Annotated in this window: 13 protein-coding genes; 6 read left to right on the top strand and 7 right to left on the bottom strand. The window is 67.8% G+C overall.

What is annotated here, in order from left to right; all coding sequences use genetic code 11:
* Window positions 1–946: APC family permease (locus CVO76_RS12485; RefSeq protein WP_208739486.1), on the top strand; the 946-nt coding region annotated here is incomplete at its 5' end.
* A gap of 24 nt (window positions 947–970) precedes the next feature.
* Here CVO76_RS12485 and CVO76_RS12480 read toward each other — a convergent pair.
* The 3 genes from CVO76_RS12480 to CVO76_RS12470 form a co-directional block, all read right to left on the bottom strand.
* On the bottom strand, window positions 971–2086 hold the full coding sequence (locus tag CVO76_RS12480) for a Gfo/Idh/MocA family protein (RefSeq protein WP_208739485.1): 1116 nt from the start codon (window positions 2084–2086) through the stop codon (window positions 971–973).
* Window positions 2087–2136: 50 nt separating this feature from the next.
* Complete coding sequence (locus tag CVO76_RS12475) at window positions 2137–3399, bottom strand: alpha-hydroxy acid oxidase (RefSeq protein ID WP_208739484.1); 1263 nt, start codon at window positions 3397–3399, stop codon at window positions 2137–2139.
* Between the two features lie 230 nt (window positions 3400–3629).
* On the bottom strand, window positions 3630–5927 hold the full coding sequence (locus tag CVO76_RS12470) for a beta-galactosidase (protein ID WP_208739483.1): 2298 nt from the start codon (window positions 5925–5927) through the stop codon (window positions 3630–3632).
* Between the two features lie 394 nt (window positions 5928–6321).
* On the opposite strand from CVO76_RS12470, the gene CVO76_RS12465 reads away from it, so the two are divergent.
* The 3 genes from CVO76_RS12465 to CVO76_RS12455 all read left to right on the top strand — a co-directional run bounded on the left by CVO76_RS12465 (window position 6322) and on the right by CVO76_RS12455 (window position 9499).
* Complete coding sequence (locus CVO76_RS12465; RefSeq protein ID WP_208739482.1) at window positions 6322–7653, top strand: ABC transporter substrate-binding protein; 1332 nt, start codon at window positions 6322–6324, stop codon at window positions 7651–7653.
* Between the two features lie 128 nt (window positions 7654–7781).
* Window positions 7782–8639 carry a carbohydrate ABC transporter permease gene (locus CVO76_RS12460; protein WP_133081599.1) on the top strand — a complete coding sequence of 286 codons (858 nt, stop codon included), beginning with the start codon at window positions 7782–7784 and terminating at the stop codon, window positions 8637–8639.
* Complete coding sequence (locus tag CVO76_RS12455; protein ID WP_208739481.1) at window positions 8633–9499, top strand: carbohydrate ABC transporter permease; 867 nt, start codon at window positions 8633–8635, stop codon at window positions 9497–9499. Before CVO76_RS12460 ends, CVO76_RS12455 begins: the two co-directional genes overlap by 7 nt.
* Before the next feature lie 20 nt (window positions 9500–9519).
* Here the strand turns inward: CVO76_RS12455 and CVO76_RS12450 are convergent, their stop codons facing one another.
* On the bottom strand, window positions 9520–10392 hold the full coding sequence (locus tag CVO76_RS12450; protein WP_244185944.1) for a helix-turn-helix domain-containing protein: 873 nt from the start codon (window positions 10390–10392) through the stop codon (window positions 9520–9522).
* A gap of 82 nt (window positions 10393–10474) precedes the next feature.
* On the opposite strand from CVO76_RS12450, the gene CVO76_RS12445 reads away from it, so the two are divergent.
* Entirely contained in the window at window positions 10475–13771 is a 3297-nt protein-coding gene (locus CVO76_RS12445; RefSeq protein ID WP_244185942.1) for a DUF5107 domain-containing protein, read from the top strand.
* On the top strand, window positions 13768–15075 hold the full coding sequence (locus CVO76_RS12440) for a cellulase-like family protein (protein ID WP_208739478.1): 1308 nt from the start codon (window positions 13768–13770) through the stop codon (window positions 15073–15075). The genes CVO76_RS12445 and CVO76_RS12440 overlap by 4 nt, the downstream gene beginning before the upstream one ends.
* A 46-nt stretch (window positions 15076–15121) precedes the next feature.
* Here CVO76_RS12440 and CVO76_RS12435 read toward each other — a convergent pair whose 3' ends face one another.
* From CVO76_RS12435 to CVO76_RS12425, 3 genes are read right to left on the bottom strand one after another with little or no spacing between them, the layout of a single operon-like run.
* Complete coding sequence (locus tag CVO76_RS12435) at window positions 15122–15520, bottom strand: hypothetical protein (protein ID WP_208739477.1); 399 nt, start codon at window positions 15518–15520, stop codon at window positions 15122–15124.
* Window positions 15510–16097 carry an Asp23/Gls24 family envelope stress response protein gene (locus tag CVO76_RS12430; RefSeq protein ID WP_208739476.1) on the bottom strand — a complete coding sequence of 196 codons (588 nt, stop codon included), beginning with the start codon at window positions 16095–16097 and terminating at the stop codon, window positions 15510–15512. The genes CVO76_RS12435 and CVO76_RS12430 overlap by 11 nt, the downstream gene beginning before the upstream one ends.
* Window positions 16088–16762, bottom strand: coding sequence for an RNA polymerase sigma factor (locus CVO76_RS12425; protein ID WP_208739475.1), 675 nt, complete (start codon window positions 16760–16762; stop codon window positions 16088–16090). Before CVO76_RS12425 ends, CVO76_RS12430 begins: the two co-directional genes overlap by 10 nt.
* Window positions 16763–17226 lie beyond the last annotated feature (464 nt).

Raw genomic sequence — 17226 nt, 5'->3', positions numbered from 1 at the left:
CGTGCCCGCCGTTCCCGCGGCCCTGGTGTTCCTCGTCCTGCTCGCCCTGCTCAACATGCGCGGCATCAAGGAATCGGTGCGCAGCAACGTGGTCATGACCGTGGTCGAGGTCTCCGGGCTCGTCCTGGTCATCGTCGTCGTCGGCATCTTCCTCGCCGGCGGCAACGGCGACATCTCCCGCGTCACCGAGTTCCCACCCGGCGTGAGTGCGGGCACCGCCGTCCTCTCCGCGGCGCTCATCGCGTACTACTCCTTCGTCGGTTTCGAGGTCTCCGCGAACGTCGCCGAAGAGGTCCGGGACGTCAGCCGAGTGTACCCGAAGGCCATCTTCGGCGCCCTGCTCACGGCCGGCGTCGTCTACCTCCTGATCGGGCTCGCCTCCTCCGCGGCGCTCGCCCCGGAGGACCTGGCCGGCTCCAGTTCACCCCTGCTCGACGTCGTCGCGGCCACCGGAGCGGGCATCCCGAACTGGCTCTTCAGCCTCGTTGCCCTCATCGCCGTCGCCAACGGCGCGCTGCTCACCATGATCATGTCGAGCCGGCTCACCTACGGCATGGCGGAACAGGGACTGCTGCCGTCCGTCTTCGGCCGCGTCCTGCCCAACCGCCGCACGCCCTGGGTCGCGATCGTCGCGACCACGCTCGTCGCCATGGCATTGACCCTCACGGGCGGGCTCGAGTCGCTCTCGCAGACCGTGGTCCTGCTGCTGCTCTTCGTCTTCCTGAGCACCAACATCGCCGTGATCGTCCTGCGGAAGGACACGGTGGACCACGGGCACTTCCGCATCCCGGTGGTCTTCCCGTACCTCGCGATCGCGTCGTGCATCCTCCTGCTCACGCAGCAGACCGGGGAGATCTGGCTGCGCGGCGGCATCCTGCTCGCATTGGGCCTGGCGCTGTACGGGATCCAGCGGCTCGTACGGGGCCGGGCGGCGACCAAGGCCTGAGGCGCCGGTGGGTGCGGGGGGCGCCTACCGCTCCGACCGGGACCAGACCTGGCGCCGGGAGCGGACCGTCTCGCCCGAGGCCGCCGCTTCCTTCATGAGCAGCGACAGGTAGTGGTCCTGGCTCGCTTCGGCGAGACTGTACAGGTCGGGGCCTCCCTCGACGCATCCACTCATCCGCACGAGGCACTCGGCGATCGCGATCTCGTCGTCGCTCAGCCGGGCGGGCAGGAAGCGGTTCTCGAACACCCACTCGGTGCCGGCCATGATGCCGCGCAGGAAGAGCCCTTCGAGGTTGCCGCCCTCCCCTGCCGCGACACGGCGGAACGTCGTCGAGACGGGCGTGCGCACGTCCCCGAGGTAGTGCAGGTCGGCGTTGTTGATCTCCCCCCGGTCACCCCTGACCAGCAGCCGGTTGGCCCGGATCCACGAGAAGTACTGCTGCTCGGCGAAGTCGTAGAGCCCCAGCCGGTCCCCGACGTCGAAACGGGCGGACAGCTGCTCCGCGATGACGGTGACCTCCTCGCGGGGATCCCCGTACCGGTCGGGCCCCTTCACGAGCGGCGACCGGAAGATCGACGCCGTGATCGAGACATCGTCGAACCCGATGCCGAGTGCGCGGCGCATGATGCTCACGCCGTGGTAGTCGTGGCACTGGGCGACCAGCACCTGGGTGATCTGCCCCAGGCGCCCCGACGCGGCGACGCCCAGTTGTGCACGCAGGAGTGGGGACAGGTGGTACTGCTCCGCCACCTGGATGACGGCCCCACGCTCGACCAGCGGATACAGGCTGGTCAGTGCCGCGAGGTCGGGGCCGGGCGGGGTCTCCGTGAGGACCGGGACCTTCAGTTCGGCGAGGTGGCGGATCGCCTCCGGCGCCACCTCCCGGGGGACGGACACGACGACGAACGAGGGCGATGTCTTCGCCACGAGGTCGTCGATGGAGGCGAAGGCCCGCACCTGCCACGTCCCCTCGATACGGCGGCCGGTCACCTCGTCCCGGGTGACGAGACCCGTCACCTCGAAGCGGTCGGGGAGCTCCCGCGCGACCCGAAGGAAGAACTCGCTCCTCCAGCCGCTTCCGACGATGCCGAACCGGATCTTGTCCCCTGACCTGTCCGCGGTATCGGTCCGTGAATCCATCGGGGGCTCCCTGCCTGACGTGGTTCGGGTGTGGTTGATGCCGGTGGTCCTCAGACCAGCCTGGCGGCCTCGCCGGTCGTCCTGGTGACCGGGACCAGGCGGGTGAGCTGGGTGACGTGCCTGGGTTCGAGTTCGCCGATGTGTGAGACCCCGAGCAGGCGCATGGTGCGCTCGATCTCGTCGCGGAGGATCGCGATGGTCCTGTCGACGCCCTCGCGTCCGCCGGCCATCAGCCCGTAGAGGTAGGCGCGGCCGATGAGGGTGAACTTCGCCCCCAGAGCCATGGACGCCACGATGTCGGCCCCGTTCATGATGCCCGTGTCGACCATGATCGTGGCATCGCTGCCGACTTCCCGGACGACCTGCGGCAGCAGGTGGAACGGGATGGGTGCGCGGTCGAGCTGTCGGCCGCCGTGGTTGGACAGGATGATTCCGTCGACGCCCATCTCCACGAGGCGCACGGAGTCCTCGACGTTCTGGACGCCCTTGATCAGGATCTTGCCGGGCCACAGGTCCCGGATGACGGCGAGGTCGTCGTAGCTGATGGTCGGGTCCATCGCCGCGTTCAGCAGGTCCCCCACCGTGCCGCCGGTGTCGCTCAGGGACGCGAACTCCAGCTTCGGGGTGGTGAGGAAGTCGACCCACCACCAGGGCCGTGGGACGGCATTGAGGATCGTCCCGATCGACAGCTGCGGCGGGATGGAGAAGCCGTTGCGCTTGTCGCGCAACCGGGCACCGGCAACCGGGGTGTCGACGGTGAACATGAGCGTGTCGAAACCGACCTCGGCGGCACGTTTGACGAGGTCGTAGGAGATCTCCCGCTGCCGCATCACGTACAGCTGGAACCAGTTGCGCCCGTTCGGGTTGGCCGCCTTCACGCCCTCGATCGAGGTCGTCCCGAGCGTGGAGAGGGTGAAGGGGATACCTGCGGCAGCGGCCGCACCTGCGCCGGCGGTCTCCCCTTCGGTCTGCATGAGCCGGGTGAATCCGGTCGGCGCGATGCCGAAGGGGAGCGCGCTGGGACCGCCGAGGATCTCCACCGACGTGTCGACGTGCTCGGCGGGGCGCAGGATCGAGGGGTGGAACTCGATGTCCTCGAACGCCTGGCGGGCACGGCTCAGGGACAGCTCGCCCTCGGCCCCGCCGTCGGTGTAGTCGAAGGCGGCCTTCGGGGTGCGGCGCTTGGCGATGGTCCGCAGGTCCCCGATGGTCAGCGCGGCATCGAGCCGCCGCTTCTTGCCGTTGAGTTCGATCTTCTTGAACTGCATCAGCTCGAGCATCTCCGCCGGAACGGGAAGTTGACGCTTCGTCATTGGAGGGTCCTTTCACCTGCAGGAACACCGAGGGTGGGCGGTCTCGTGCCCTGCAGTCGCGGTGGTCGTGGCTTGAAACGATTCAAAGTATCGGGCCCACCCTACCAAGAAGGAGCAGAAGCTTCTACAGGTCCCCGGAACCCGGACAGCAGGCGTGTACGGCGCTCCGGCCCCCATGCACCGGCGCCGTAGGAGGGCGAACCCGTCCTCGACGGGCACCGACGACAGCCCTAGTGAGCAGCAGACCCGTCGGCAGGACCGGTCCGGGCCCGTCCTTCGGTGGCGCACGGCGATGGGACGTCCGGCGCTGGGCCGGATGACTCCACCCACTGCTGCCACTCCACCAGCTCCACGGACGGGCTGTCGTCCCGCTGGTTCCGCCGGGACAGGGCGGTGCGCGCTTCCGCCGGTAGATGGACGCGGTGGTCCGGACTCAGAGGCAGCACCGTCAGGACCAGGGCGTCCTCGGCACCGACGTCCAAGCCGTCGAGGTCGACGACCCAGGGCGAGCCGTCCCAGAAACGGTCCGCCACCACGGTGCTGCCGACCATCAACTGGGCGACATCACCCGTCCAGCTGATCTCCAGTTCACGTCGTCGTCGCTCCATGCCTCGCGGCCCGTCGGCACCCTCTATCCGGTAGGAGGCCGCCAACCGGGAGATGTCGTCCTGGGTCGGGGCGCTCGCTCGTCCGGCCGATTCGCCATAGCCTGTCGGCACCGCCTGCGCCGCTCGTCGGAGGATGACCGGGAGGCGCCGACGGCCGGCGGCGGCGTCCCGCAAGGCCTCGATCGGCACAGGCACGACGGCGCGCGTCGACGTGTCGTACCGGCGGACCTCCGGCTCGGGCGCCGCCGTCCGCCCGCCGAGCGCACCGTCCGCCTCGAGCCAGACCGGATCGTCCGACAGCACCAATTGCCGCTCCGCGCCGTCGCCGAGCAGCCAGGCCCGGTCTGCCTCCGACGCCGGGAGCACGACGACGTCGATGTGTGCTGTAGGCGTGGAGCATCGGTACCTGCAGACCCGGGTGACCAGCCCTGGCCCGCTCGAGGCGTCGTCGTCGTCCTCGTACCGGGTCACGGCAACGTCGTCGGCCCATCTCCATGCCAGCGGGATGCCGTGCTCGGCCGTGAGGACGAGCACCGTGATGGCGCCGTCCTGCAGCGTGGTCAGCGGCGAAGCGGTCGCCCATTCGAGCTCGACACCGTCGATCATCAGCCCGAGGGGCCAGTGTGCGAGGGTTCCGGCCGGTATGTCCACGGGATCGGTCGGAAACTGCCTGGGCCCGTCGTCCATGGCCACCGCGAACCGGACCTGCTCATACGTCCGCAGCGGAACGTGGGGCTGATGCCACGTGATGAAGAGGAAGGCACTTCGCCCGTCGCTGCGGACGGCCCACCGGAGAGTCCTCGCGTCATCGACACCGGCTGGTTCCACGGCCGGGAGCTTCGATTCCATGGAGCCGAGGGACGGGCCGAAGGCGGCCAGGAAAGCGTGCTGGCGACGTAGCAGGTTGTGGCTCGGCCCCAGCCGCCCCGAGGATCCGATCGGGGCGTGGAAGTCGTAGTCGTACCGGGGCAGGTCGTTCGGATACCCGGTGTCGTGGGACTCCTGCAACCCCGTCCGGTAGGAGTGGTCCCGATCGGACGGGTTCACTCCTCCGGCATACATGTAATAGCCCTGCCAGGCGGAGCCGCTGCCGATCTTGTTGTGCGCGACGGCGGCGATGTCGAACCCGCTCGGACGTGGCCGCCGGTGGTAGGCGGTAGCCATGCCTCCACCGAGCTCACACGTTGCGGGCGGGTAGGGATTCTGCACCGGGGACTGTGCGCGGGGGTCGGAACGGATGTCGGCGCCGATACCGGGATCGTCCCACTCATGCGAGAAGAAGAAGTGCGCGCGGAAGCTCTCGTCCCATGGCTGGTCGGCGTCGACCCAGAATCCGTCGCCGTAGCCGCCGAACAGCGGAATGACCTCGTCGAGTGGCAGGTCGGCTCCGCCCCACGCTGTTGCCGTCCAGAAGGGGGCGGTGATGCCGCAGTCGGTGGCCAGGCGCTTGAGGGTACTGATGTGACGGGGCTGACCATAGAGTTCGTTCTCGAGCTGGACGCCGAGGACGGGACCGTCGGGCCGGCAGAAGGGTGCGATCTCCTGACCGAGTCGACAGAGCCACGGTTCGATCAACGCGAGGTAGCCGGGATCGTCCGTGCGGTGCCGAACGGGTGCCTGCTGCACCCAGTCGGGGAAACCGCCGTTGCGGACCTCGCCGTGACACCAGGGGCCGATCCGCACGACGACAGCCAACCCGAGTTCCGCGCACAGGTCGATGAAGGCCGCGATGTCGAGCCTGCCGTCGAACGACACGACACCGCGCTGGGGCTCGTGGTGGATCCAGAACACATAGGTCGACACGACCGTGATGCCACCGGCCTTCAGGAGGTTCAGGCGGTCCCGCCACTGACCCCGGGGGACGCGGCTGTAATGGATCTCGCCGGACACCGGGACGACCGGGACGCCATCACGTGTCACGGACCATGGCGTCAGCCGATATCGGGATGGCTCACCGTCCACAGGAGGGTGGGGCTGCCCGAGCTCCCGCGTGGATCGTCCATCGATCACCAGTGGCGGAGGTTGCACATCGGAGGTCATCGGTACCGGCTTCCCACCGGCCTTCCGGCCGGCTTTCCTGGTCACACCTTCGGAAGCGGGTCCCCGAGGGGAATTTCCGAGGAGGATCCGCCACGTGTATGGCATCAATGCCATCTAAGCAAAGCAGCGGCGCTACCCGAAATACGTGGAGACGGATACATGATCCTCCATATTGACGGCGTATATCGCTATGTCGCCCGGTGAATTCCGCGCCTAGATTTGGCGCACCGGACCCGGAAGGGTCCACCCGTCCCGCAGTGCAAAGGAGCATGTCATGTTCGGCAACCACTTCTCGGGCCGACGGTCGGCGTTGGCCGCTTCGGTGATCATCGTCCTGGCCGGTGGGCTCACCGCGTGCAGCGGTTCCGGCGGGGACACCGCACCGGCGGCGCAGGAGGGACCGGTGGACATCACCTTCCAGTCCTGGGTCCCCAACATCGACCAGGCCGTCGACGCGTACAACGCCTCACAGGACGACGTGAATGTCACGCTGGAGACCATCACGGCCGGCCCTGATGGCGGATACGCCAAGATGCTCTCGGCCGTGCAGGCAGGCAACCCGGCAGATGTCGCGCAGCTCGGGTACGACGCCATCCCGGACTTCCTCGTCAATGATGCGTTGGAGGACATCACCGAGTACGTCGGCGACCAGGAGGACAAGTTCGTCCCCTGGCAGTGGGAGACAGGTGTCTTCAACGACAGCGTCTACGCCGTCCCCCAGGCCAGTGGGCCTCTCGGCCAGTTCTACCGCAAGGACATCTTCGACTCCCTCGGGATCACGTACCCGAAGACGTGGGACGAGTACTACGAGGCCGCGAAGAAGATCCGGGCCTCCGACCCCAACCGCTACATCACCGCCTTCGCCTTCAATCAGGCACCCTGGCTGATCGGGCTGTCCCAGCAGGGCGGCGGCAAGTGGTTCGCCGCCGAGAACGACGCCTGGACCGTCACCATCAACGACGACGAGACGCTGAAGGTCGCCGAGTTCTGGCAGAAGATGATCGACGAGGACCTCGTGAAGATCGAGGCGGACTTCTCGAGCGAATGGAACGCCGATATCCAGAACGGCAACGTCACCTCCTGGATCTCCGGTTCCTGGGCCGACGCCATCCTCCGTGGCACCGCGCCGGACACCGCGGGCCAATGGGCCGTCGGGGCGATGCCCCAGTGGGAAGACGGCGGGGATGTCTCCGCGACGTGGGCCGGCGGTTCAGCCAGCGCCGTGCTCAAGGGCTCCGACCATCCGAAGGAGGCCGCCGAGTTCGCGGCCTGGCTGAACTCCGACCCGGAGAGCGTCAGCATCCTGACCAGCGTGGGCGCCGGGTGGCCTGCCATCGCCGACACCGGTTCCATCGCCTCCCTGCAGGACGACCCCGAGGTCTTCGCCTTCTACGGCGGCCAGGACATCTGGGACGTCTTCTCCGAGTCGGACAAGAACGTCGACACCACCTGGAAGTGGCCGCCCCTGTCCTCGACGCTCTTCGCCTCACTCAGCGACAACGTCAAGACAGCAGTCGAGAGCGGGACGCCGCTGACCGATGCGTACGACAAGACGCAGGATGACGTGAGCACGGCGCTCAAGGACAAGGGAATCGCGGTCAATTGAGCCAGACCCGAGCGGCGGGGCGCATTCCGCGCCCCGCCCCTGCCCCAGCACCCCGGACACCCCGCACCGCGAGTCCTCCGGCATCGACGGGGACGCCCCGCCGGCACTCGAGAATCGCCCTCCTGGTGATGGTGGTGCCCTTCGCGGTCATGTTCGCTGCGTTCTTCATCGCACCCATCGTGTACGCGATCAATGACAGCCTGTTCTCCACGAAAGCATCGGGGCTCGGGTTCGGTGCCCCCGAGAAGGTCTTCGTCCTCTTCGACAACTACGGTGCAGCCCTCGGGAACCCGTCCTTCATCGAGAGCCTCGGTCGGCTCCTGGCGTTCGCGGCCATCGAAGTGCCCCTCATGGTGGTGACGGCCGTGGGACTGGCACTCCTGATCGATTCGGCGGCCGCACGCTTCCCGCGGATCTTCCGGGTCGTCTTCTTCATCCCCTACGGGGTGCCCGGCGTGATCGCGGCCCTGCTCTGGGGCTTCCTCTACATCCCGGCGACGAGCCCCATCCTGCAGGGGTTGTCCTCGATCGGCATCGATCTGAACCCCCTGAGCACCGACAGCATCCTGTTCGCGATCGCGAACATCGCACTGTGGGGCTTCGCCGGCTACAACATGCTCATTCTCATCGCGGCCCTGAACGCCATCCCGTCCGAACTCTTCGAAGCTGCGAAGATCGACGGGGCGTCCGAGTGGTCGATCACCTGGCGCATCAAACTTCCGCTCGTGCGTCCCTCCGTCGTCCTCGTGACCGTCTTCACGATCATCGGCACCCTGCAGCTCTTCGTCGAACCGCTGGTCCTGAGACCACTGACCACGGCGATCAGCTCCGACTACACGCCGAACCTGGCTGCATACAACCAGTCCTTCTCGCAGGGCAACCCGAATCTGGCCGCAGCGATGGCTGTCATCGTCGCCCTGCTCGGCTTCGCCTTCTCCTTCGGATTCCTCCGACTCGTGAACCGCAAGGGAGACCGCGCATGGTGACCCGGAACCAGCCCATCCGCCAACCCCTGACCAGCACCGTCGTGGTCAACGGCGTCCTCGTCGTCGCCGCCCTGTACTTCCTGCTCCCAATCCTCTGGGTCCTCGTCGCCGCGACCAAGAGCCCAGGAGAGCTGTTCAGCAGCTTCGGCCTGTGGTTCACCGACTCACCGCAGGCCTGGCTGAATCTCACCAACGTCTTCACCCAGGACGGTGGGATCTTCACCTCCTGGATCCTCAACAGCATCCTGTACTCCGCCGTCGGAGCCCTCGCCGCCACGATCCTGTCCGCGGCGTGTGGCTATGCGATCGCCAAATTCCCCTTCAGGGGTCGGGAACTGCTGTTCTCGATCGTCCTGGGAGGGGTCCTCGTGCCCGCGACGGTCATCGCCCTGCCGCTGTACTTCCTCCTGAACGCCGTCGACCTCACCGGCACCTACTGGTCCGTCCTCCTACCGAGCATGGTCAGTCCGTTCGGCGTGTATCTCGCACGGATCCATGCGAACGCCGCTGTGCCGGACGAGATCATCGAGGCGGCGCGCATCGACGGTGCCGGAGACCTGCGCATCTTCGGCGCCATCGCGGCCCGCATGATGACGCCGGCCCTCGTGACCATCTTCCTGTTCCAGTTCGTCACCATCTGGAACAACTACCTGCTCCCCCTGGTCATGCTCAATGAGACGAAGACCTTTCCGCTCACCCTCGGGCTGACCCTGTGGAATTCACAGACCCAGCGGGACCCGATGTTCTACCAGCTCGTCGTCACCGGATCCGCGCTCTCCGCCGTCCTGCTGGTGGCGCTCATGATCGGATTGCAGCGCTTCTGGAAGGCCGACCTGACTGCGGGAGCCACCAAAGGCTGAGCGCATGCGGGAACGGCCGGTCAGCCCTTCCGCTCGGCCCGGTAGGCACTCGGGCTGAGTCCGTGCAGCCGGCGGAACTGCCGGGAGAAGTAGAACTGGTCATCCATCCCGATCTCCTGCCCCACCTGGGCTACCGAGAGTGTCGTCGTGTCCAGCAGGCGCCGCGCCCGGGCCATCTTCAACGCCACATGGTGGGCGAGGACCCCTCCCCCGGTCGCCTCGCGGAACAGCTTGCTCAGCTGGGACGATGACACACCGACGAGCGCCGCCAGATGCGGTACCCGGATCGTCCCGTCGATGCGTTCCTCGAGGAACCGCATCGCCTGCTCCAGTGGTGCTCCCTGCTCCGGCGACCGGCGGTCGACAGCCAGGGAGGTCAGGAGGCGCCATGCCATGCCCGCTGTCGCCACGAGGCGGGCGGGCGACTGGTCCCGTTCGAGTGCGGTGATGATCTCGTCCAGGACGGCGGTCAGCCGGTCGACGGCGACCAGCCCGATGAGCGGCCGGTCGTTGCTGATCCCGGCCTCGCCGATGAGCTCCGGCACATCCGTGCCCCGGACATGGCACCACCAGATCGTCCATGGGTCCTCGAGTGCGGCCCCGTAGGCGTGGGGTATGCCCGTGTTCCCGGGGAGCACGACCGCCGTTGCTTTCCCGACCCGCGCCCGGTCCCCACCGACCTCGATCCAGCCGCTGCCCGCCACGCACAGCATGATGATCGTCTCCGGCGCACCCTTGTCCCTCCGGCGCCCATGCCCCTCGGCTCGCGGGAAGAAACCCGCATCGGTGACCACCATCCGGCGTGTCACCGGGCGGCCGAGTGCTTCCCTGACGAGCGGCCGGGGAACCACCACCAGGCGCTGGTCATCGAATCCCGTCGCTCGCTCGCCCACAGGTTCATGGGTGTCGGATCGTCCATGCATGCCTCATTATGTGCCATGGCGGACGGAGTCGTCCGTTCCTAGTGTTGGTTCTGTGAGCCATGCCGATGACGCCCCGAGTTCCATCACGCTTCCTCCGGCCCCCGCGGGCCAGCAGGCGCTGCTCGATGAGGGCGGCGTCGCCTGCTGGAGCGAAGCGGTGTCGATCGATACGTACGCGCCCGACGAACCGGACGAGTACCCGATGTTCCTGGACCGCCGCGTCTATCAGGGCTCGAGCGGACGGGTCTATCCCATCCCCTTCACGGACCGCATCTCCACCACGAAACGGCCCCGACTGTGGCAGGCCGTGCATCTCGAGAACCAGTGGATCCGGCTGATGATCCTGCCCGAACTCGGCGGGCGGATCCATATCGGCTACGACAAGACCAACGGGTACGACTTCTTCTACCGCAACAACGTCATCAAGCCGGCCCTGGTGGGACTCGCAGGACCGTGGATCTCCGGCGGGGTCGAGTTCAACTGGCCGCAGCACCACCGCCCGGGCACCTACCTACCGGTCGAGACCTCCGTCGAACGCTCCGAGGACGGTTCCGTGACGGTCTGGCAGGGTGATCTGGACCCGCTGCAGCGGATGCGGGGAACGCACGGCATCCGGATCCGCCCGGACAGCTCCGTCATCGAGGTGGCCGTACGCCTGTACAACCGGACGGACGAGCCGCAGACGTTCCTCTGGTGGGCGAATGTCGCAGCCCGGGTCCATGAGGACTACCAGGCGTTCTTCCCTCCGGATGTCCACTACGTGGCCGACCATGCCCGGAGAGCCGTCACGGCCTTTCCCCGGGCGGACAGACCGTACTACGGCGTCGACTACCCGGCCTGCGTCAGCGCGTCACGTCCGGACGCCGACCGCATCGACTACTACGGCAACATCCCTGTTCCCACCTCCTACATGATCACCGACACCGAGGACTCCTTCTTCGGCGGGTACGACCATCGGGCGGATGCGGGCTTCGTCCATTGGGCGGACCGGTCGATCGCGCCCGGCAAGAAGCAGTGGACCTGGGGCAACGGTCCGGTCGGTCACGCCTGGGACCGCCTCCTCACCGACTCGGACGGGCCCTATGTCGAACTCATGGCCGGCGTCTTCACCGACAACCAGCCGGACTTCAGCTACCTCGCGCCCGGTGAGACGCGCACCTTCAGCCAGTTCTGGTACCCCATCCGGGCCATCGGCCCTGCACATCAGGCCACCCGGGAACTCGCCGTCTCACTCCACTGCGACGAGGATGCCTCGATCGTCGAGGTCGGAGTAGCAAGCGCCAGGGTGCTCGACGACGTCCGCGTCGTCCTGTCCCGGGACGGCACGATCCTGTGGGAGACCAGTACCGCCGTCGCGCCGGCCACGCCCTTCACGGCGACCGTGCCGTTCCAGCTCCCGGCCACTTCCGACCGCCTCACGCTGCAGGTCATGCACGACGGCGCAGAGCTGGTCGCCCGGACCCTGCACTCGGGTGGCATCGACGCCGTCGAGCCGTGGGTGGCGACGGAGCCCCCCGCACCGACCGCCGTGGCGTCAGCCGACGAGCTGTACGTCACGGGGACGCACCTCCAGCAGTACCGGCACCCGACGCGGTCCCCCGAACGCTACTTCCGGGAAGCGCTCGACCGGGACCCGCACGACTCCCGGTCCTGCCTGGCTCTTGGTAGCCTGCACCAGCGGCGTGGTGAATACGGGGAAGCCCGGGAGCTGTACCAGCGTGCGCTTGCACGGCTGACGTCGCGGAACCTCAATCCGCCGACCGGTGAAGCCCACTACCGCCTGGCACTCCTTGCCGAACGGACCGGACACCTCGACGAGGCGGCGACCTACTTCGGGAAGGCTGCCTGGGACAAGGCGTGGGCGCATCCGTCGCACCTCGGTGCGGCCCGTGTCGCACTGCGCACCGGGCGGCCGCGCGAGGCGCTCGACCACGCACGCGCCGCCCGACAGCACGATCTGTTGAGCCCCGCCGCACAGCACGCGATGATCGTGGCGCTGCGTCGAACGGGAGACGCTGCCCATGCCGAGCAGGTGCTCGAGCGATGCCTCACCGGAGATCCGCTCGACCCGGTCGCGCTGGCCCTCGCGAACAGGCTGGAACCGATCGATCCGAGGACAACCCTGACCGTCGCCCTGGACCTGTGGCGTCTCGGCGACGCCGGCACGGCACTCGGACTCACCGCACATCCGCCCGCAGCATCCCTGAGTACCTTCGGCAACCAGGAACCACTGCGGCACTACCTGAGGGCCCTGTGGTTCGATGCCCTGGGCGACACAGCCGGCGCATCGGCCGAGCGGGCGGAAGCCCGCGGGTCGACGACGAAGTACGCCTTCCCCTCAGGCCTGGACGAGTACGACGCACTGATCGCTGCCAGGACATCGGATCCGACGGACCATGTCGCCCACGCCCTCCTGGGAGCCTGGCTGCTCGACGCCGGCCGGACGGCCGAAGCACGCGAAGCACTGCAGCAGGCAACGGAGCTCGGGTCGATCGATCCTGTCGCATGGCGGAACGCGGCGGTCGCGACGGTCAACAGCGGCGGACCCGCTACGGACGGCGCACGCTACTTCGAGCGGGCACTCGAGCTCCGGCCCGGCGATCCCCGTCTCGTCTTCGAACGCGCTCTCCTGGCCGCACTGGCCGAGGAGCCTCCCGAGGACCGCCTCCACCGCATCGAGCGCTGGGGCACGGCAGTACTCGTCCGCGACGACCTGACCCTGCACTACGTCAACCTGCTCGTCGATACGGGAAGAATCGACGACGCCCTCGCCATCATGCAGCGACGCACCTTCCAGCCCTTCGAGGGTGGGGAGGGCAAGGCCCTCGCGGCGTACGACCGGGCGTCCCTCGCCGTCGCCCGTCGTCTTCTCGACTCCGACCCTTCGTCCGCGGTGGAGCTGCTCGCAGCAGGGATCGGCGCCCCGGCCAACCTCTCGGAGGGACGGCACCCCGCGGGCAGCCTGGCCGAGCGCTACGTCCTGCTCGGCGAGGCACTCGAGCTGCTGGGCGACAGCGACGGGGCGCTGAAGGCCTTCGCCCGCGGGTGCGCCGGCCCCGACGCACTGGCGGTCGGGCGCGCTGTGGGTCAGGAGGACTATTGGCGCGGCGTCGCCTGCCTCAAGCTCGGCGATGACGCGAACGCCACGGCTGTCTGGGCGAGCCTCGAATCGCGGGCGGACGAGCTCGAACGGGCCGGCTCGACGGTGGACTACTTCGCCACCTCGCTCCCCGAACTGCTGCTCTTCACCCAGCATCCCGGGACCGAGCAGGCGCTGCTGGCAGCCCGGCTCAGGAGTCTCGCCGATCAGGGCCGGGCCCTCCACCTGAAGGAAGTGAGCACTCTGTGAAGAACCGATACCTGGGCTCGGGCACCGTCGATTCCACCGCCTCCGGGCTGACCGGCCCGATCCCGGAGCACCTCCCCCGCCGGCTCACCATCAGTCTGTGGGACTTCTCCTGGTACACCAGGGCGGAACCGGGCGGACCCTACGCAGACCTCGATGCCGCGTGCGCCGAGGCGGCCGCGCTGGGCTACAACACCATCCGGATCTGCGCAGCACCGTTGCTCCTCTTCGGGAACCTCGGCCTCGATCACCTGGCCGGGGCGCTCGATATCGAGGGCCTCGGCGCACGGCCGGACGGAGGCTTCTTCGGGCAACGCACCCGGTGGTACGACGCCCCCGGCGGCTACACCATCAACCTGCACGAGCGCCTGATGGAACTGTTCGACGCCGCCGCCAGGCACGGGCTCGTCGTCATCCTCGCCAGCTGGGAGTACCAGCAATCCCCGTCGTTCGCGCGATCCCAGGAGTGGTTCCGCGCCATCGACGAGGTAGCACTCGGCGACCGCTACGCACTCCTCGCAGCGGCCTGGGACAGGCTCATCACGGCCCTCACCACTGCGGGTCATCGACAGCGGATCGCTCTGGTCGAGCTGCACAACGAGGTCGATTTCTCCATCCTGCCCGCGCTGCAGGACGGCGGCGGCGACGCGGTCCTGCAGCTCCGTGGGCTCCATCCCGACCTGCTCGTCACCGCGAGCTACGGGAAGCCCCCGCACCTCACGATGCACGAGCTCCCCAGCGGCCTGGGTGCGGCACAGTTCCACATCTACAGCTACGGGGTGCTCGACGCCCTGCAGAAACGGATCGACATCCGGTCCGAGAACACCGCCGCCTTCCCCAACCCCGAACTCAGAAGCCTGCTGCGTCCGGATGCCCCGACCCCGGCCGACTACGGTCGCGCAGCGGAGTGGAAATACGCCGCGACCGTGGTGACCGATCAGATGGTGTACGGGTACGACTGGATCGACGCCGATGCCTGGGACGCCTGGCTGTACAACGAATACGGCACCTACCGCGAGGTGATGCGCCGCGAGATCGAATCACGGGTGATCGCCGTCGCAGGGTGGGCCCGATGGCAGCAGGTACCAGCGGTCATCGGTGAGGGCTGGATCGGCTACACACCCCTCCTCGGCACCTTCGAGGAAGGAGTCATCGGTCGGGAACTGGCGGTCCACGGCATCACGACCGCCCTCGATCACGGCGTATGGGGCATGGTGCTCGGGTCCAACGCGGCACCGCACCACCCCTTCTGGTCCGACAAGGGATGGCAGCAGCAGACGAACGCCCGAATCCTCGATCATCCGTAGAGGGCAGCGGCACCCGTCCTGCTGTCCCTCGGGAGGTGCCGCGCGGTTACGGCGTGCGAGCTCCTTCGATGGCAAGGATAGTGACGTCGATGCTGCCGATGGTGAGGCCTGCGTCCTGCACCAGGCGGCCGGCGAGGTCCTGCGCTTCCTGAGCCAACTCGAGGGCCGACCTCCTGATGTCCGTCGCGAGATCGATCTGCAGCGTCAGGACGAGGTCGGTCATCGAGAGCACCAGTCCGTCACGGGCCACGACCGGAGGTCGGGCAGCGGGTCGGAGGGTCCTGTGCATCTGGTCGATGGCTGCCGGGGTCCAGCGATCGATGACGCTACGCACCGTGGGTTCGAGGCGCACGACGCCGGGGTGCGCGGCGAGTGCGTCGCTCAAGGTGTCGGCGAGCGCCTCGAGGTCCACGGCCGACGCCCGGAGGGACTGATCAGAAGTCATAGAGGTCCTCCACGATGATGTCGATCTGTTGCATGGTGATGGACGTCTGGGCCTGCACGACGGCGTTGATGCGCTCGCGGAGCAGGTCCATGGTGGCGGGGATCCTGACCCCCGAGGCGATCGCCACGGTGAGTGTGATGCGCACGTTCCCGGCATCGACCGCCGCGGGCGCCGACTGGGGAGTGCCTGGTGTGCTGGAGATCGTGCAACGGCGCGCGCGAACACCGGGCAGGGTCGAGGCCGCGAAGCGGATGAGTCCGCTGAGAGCCTGTTCGCTGATATCGATGACGCCCAGCGCAGTGGTGGCCAACGGCGCCCGTCGGCTGCGCCGGACCTCGGCCCGGGCAACCATCATGATCGCCTCCTTGACCCTCAGCCCTGGTTGCAGGGCCGGATCGTCCCGGTCACGCTCACGCAGGGACCCGGCGACTGCCTCCAGCTGATGGAGTGCGAGGCGTGCGCTCTGGCAGTCGGGACACGTCTGCTCGTGCACCGTCGGCGGCTGGTCGATGGATGCCCACACGTCGTCGATGATCCGCCCGCACCCCAGGCGTGGCTGATCCTCATTCAACGCCATGGTTGCATCCCTTCTGCGAGGAACCGTCTGGCCCGCGCAATACGTCCACGGACAGTACTTTCGGGTATCTGCACGATTGCCGCTATCTCAGCGTAGGAGAACTCGTGGACATCCCGCAGCAACCAGCAGGCTCGCAGCCCTTCAGGGACGGTTTGCAGCAGGTCCGCCAAAGCGCGCATCTGCGCTTCGGCCTCGTGGTGAAGTGCCGGGTCCTGAGCGGTGCGCGACCCGACGGCCGTCCCCACCCGCCCCCCGGGCCCACCCTTCCAGCCCTGCTCCGGGATCGGCCCTCCTGCCGCACCTTGCTCGGTGTCGAAGGCGGTCGAGTCACTGGGCCGCCGCTGGCGGCTGCGCAGCAGGTCGAAGCACTTGTTCGTCGCGGAGCGGTACAGCCAAGAGATGAAGGCCTGTGGCGAGGAGAGCCCGGGCAGGCTGCGCCACGCGGCGATGAAGGTCTCCTGCACCACATCCTCGGCTTCCGCGTGATCGTTCAGCATCCTGAAGGCCAGCCGGAACACTCCCCCCTGGTGGGCGGAGACGAGCCATTCGAAGGCTTCGAGGTCACCGTCCTGCGCCCGGGAGACGATCGTCGATTCATCGAGGTCGTCCAGGGCCTCGACGGGCGGACCTGCCTCGTCGGAGTCATGGGTGGAGTCCATCGGCATGCCTCCTTCCGCTGGGACCGTGTGCAGTCGTCACGCCATTCGTGGGGTCGTCGCCGAGTGGCGCCGCCATCGACATCGACAGCATAGGCGACCGGGCACGCCTTCCTCCCATCGACGCAGGAGCACTCCACGTACCGCAGCGCAGGACGACCTGCGGGCCCCTTCCCCCGGCACCGCTGGAGCTACCGGGCCGTGTCCAGGCGGGACAGGTCGGAAAAAGAAAGTCGTGTCGACGGCGTGACGAATCGGCGAGGGCGTCGTCTTTACCTGTGTACGGCACCATCCCCCACATGTAGGAGTCCGACCGATATGGCAGATGACCAGAACGCAGCAGCACGCCGGGTAGCAGTAGTCCCCGCCACCCACGAGGACCAGGATCACCACGCGGACCCGACACGCGGAACCCGTGACTCCGGGTCTGCAAGCCCCCTGCAGACCGACCAGGGCAACACGTCGATCGCCGA

The sequence above is a fragment of the Arthrobacter agilis genome (assembly GCF_002953615.1).
Lineage (GTDB): Bacteria > Actinomycetota > Actinomycetes > Actinomycetales > Micrococcaceae > Arthrobacter_D > Arthrobacter_D agilis_B.
Note: the sequence above shows the minus strand (reverse complement) of the source record. Positions and strands in the feature narration are given on the sequence as shown.

What these genes read in the sequence shown, in the direction of transcription:
- CVO76_RS12480 (WP_208739485.1), bottom strand. Translation starts at nt 2,086, where the DNA reads ATGGATTCACGGACCGATACCGCGGACAGGTCAGGGGACAAGATCCGG.
- CVO76_RS12475 (WP_208739484.1), bottom strand. Translation starts at nt 3,399, where the DNA reads ATGACGAAGCGTCAACTTCCCGTTCCGGCGGAGATGCTCGAGCTGATG.
- CVO76_RS12465 (WP_208739482.1), top strand. Translation starts at nt 6,322, where the DNA reads ATGTTCGGCAACCACTTCTCGGGCCGACGGTCGGCGTTGGCCGCTTCG.
- CVO76_RS12460 (WP_133081599.1), top strand. Translation starts at nt 7,782, where the DNA reads ATGGTGGTGCCCTTCGCGGTCATGTTCGCTGCGTTCTTCATCGCACCC.
- CVO76_RS12455 (WP_208739481.1), top strand. Translation starts at nt 8,633, where the DNA reads ATGGTGACCCGGAACCAGCCCATCCGCCAACCCCTGACCAGCACCGTC.
- CVO76_RS12435 (WP_208739477.1), bottom strand. Translation starts at nt 15,520, where the DNA reads ATGACTTCTGATCAGTCCCTCCGGGCGTCGGCCGTGGACCTCGAGGCG.
- CVO76_RS12430 (WP_208739476.1), bottom strand. Translation starts at nt 16,097, where the DNA reads ATGGCGTTGAATGAGGATCAGCCACGCCTGGGGTGCGGGCGGATCATC.
- CVO76_RS12425 (WP_208739475.1), bottom strand. Translation starts at nt 16,762, where the DNA reads ATGCCGATGGACTCCACCCATGACTCCGACGAGGCAGGTCCGCCCGTC.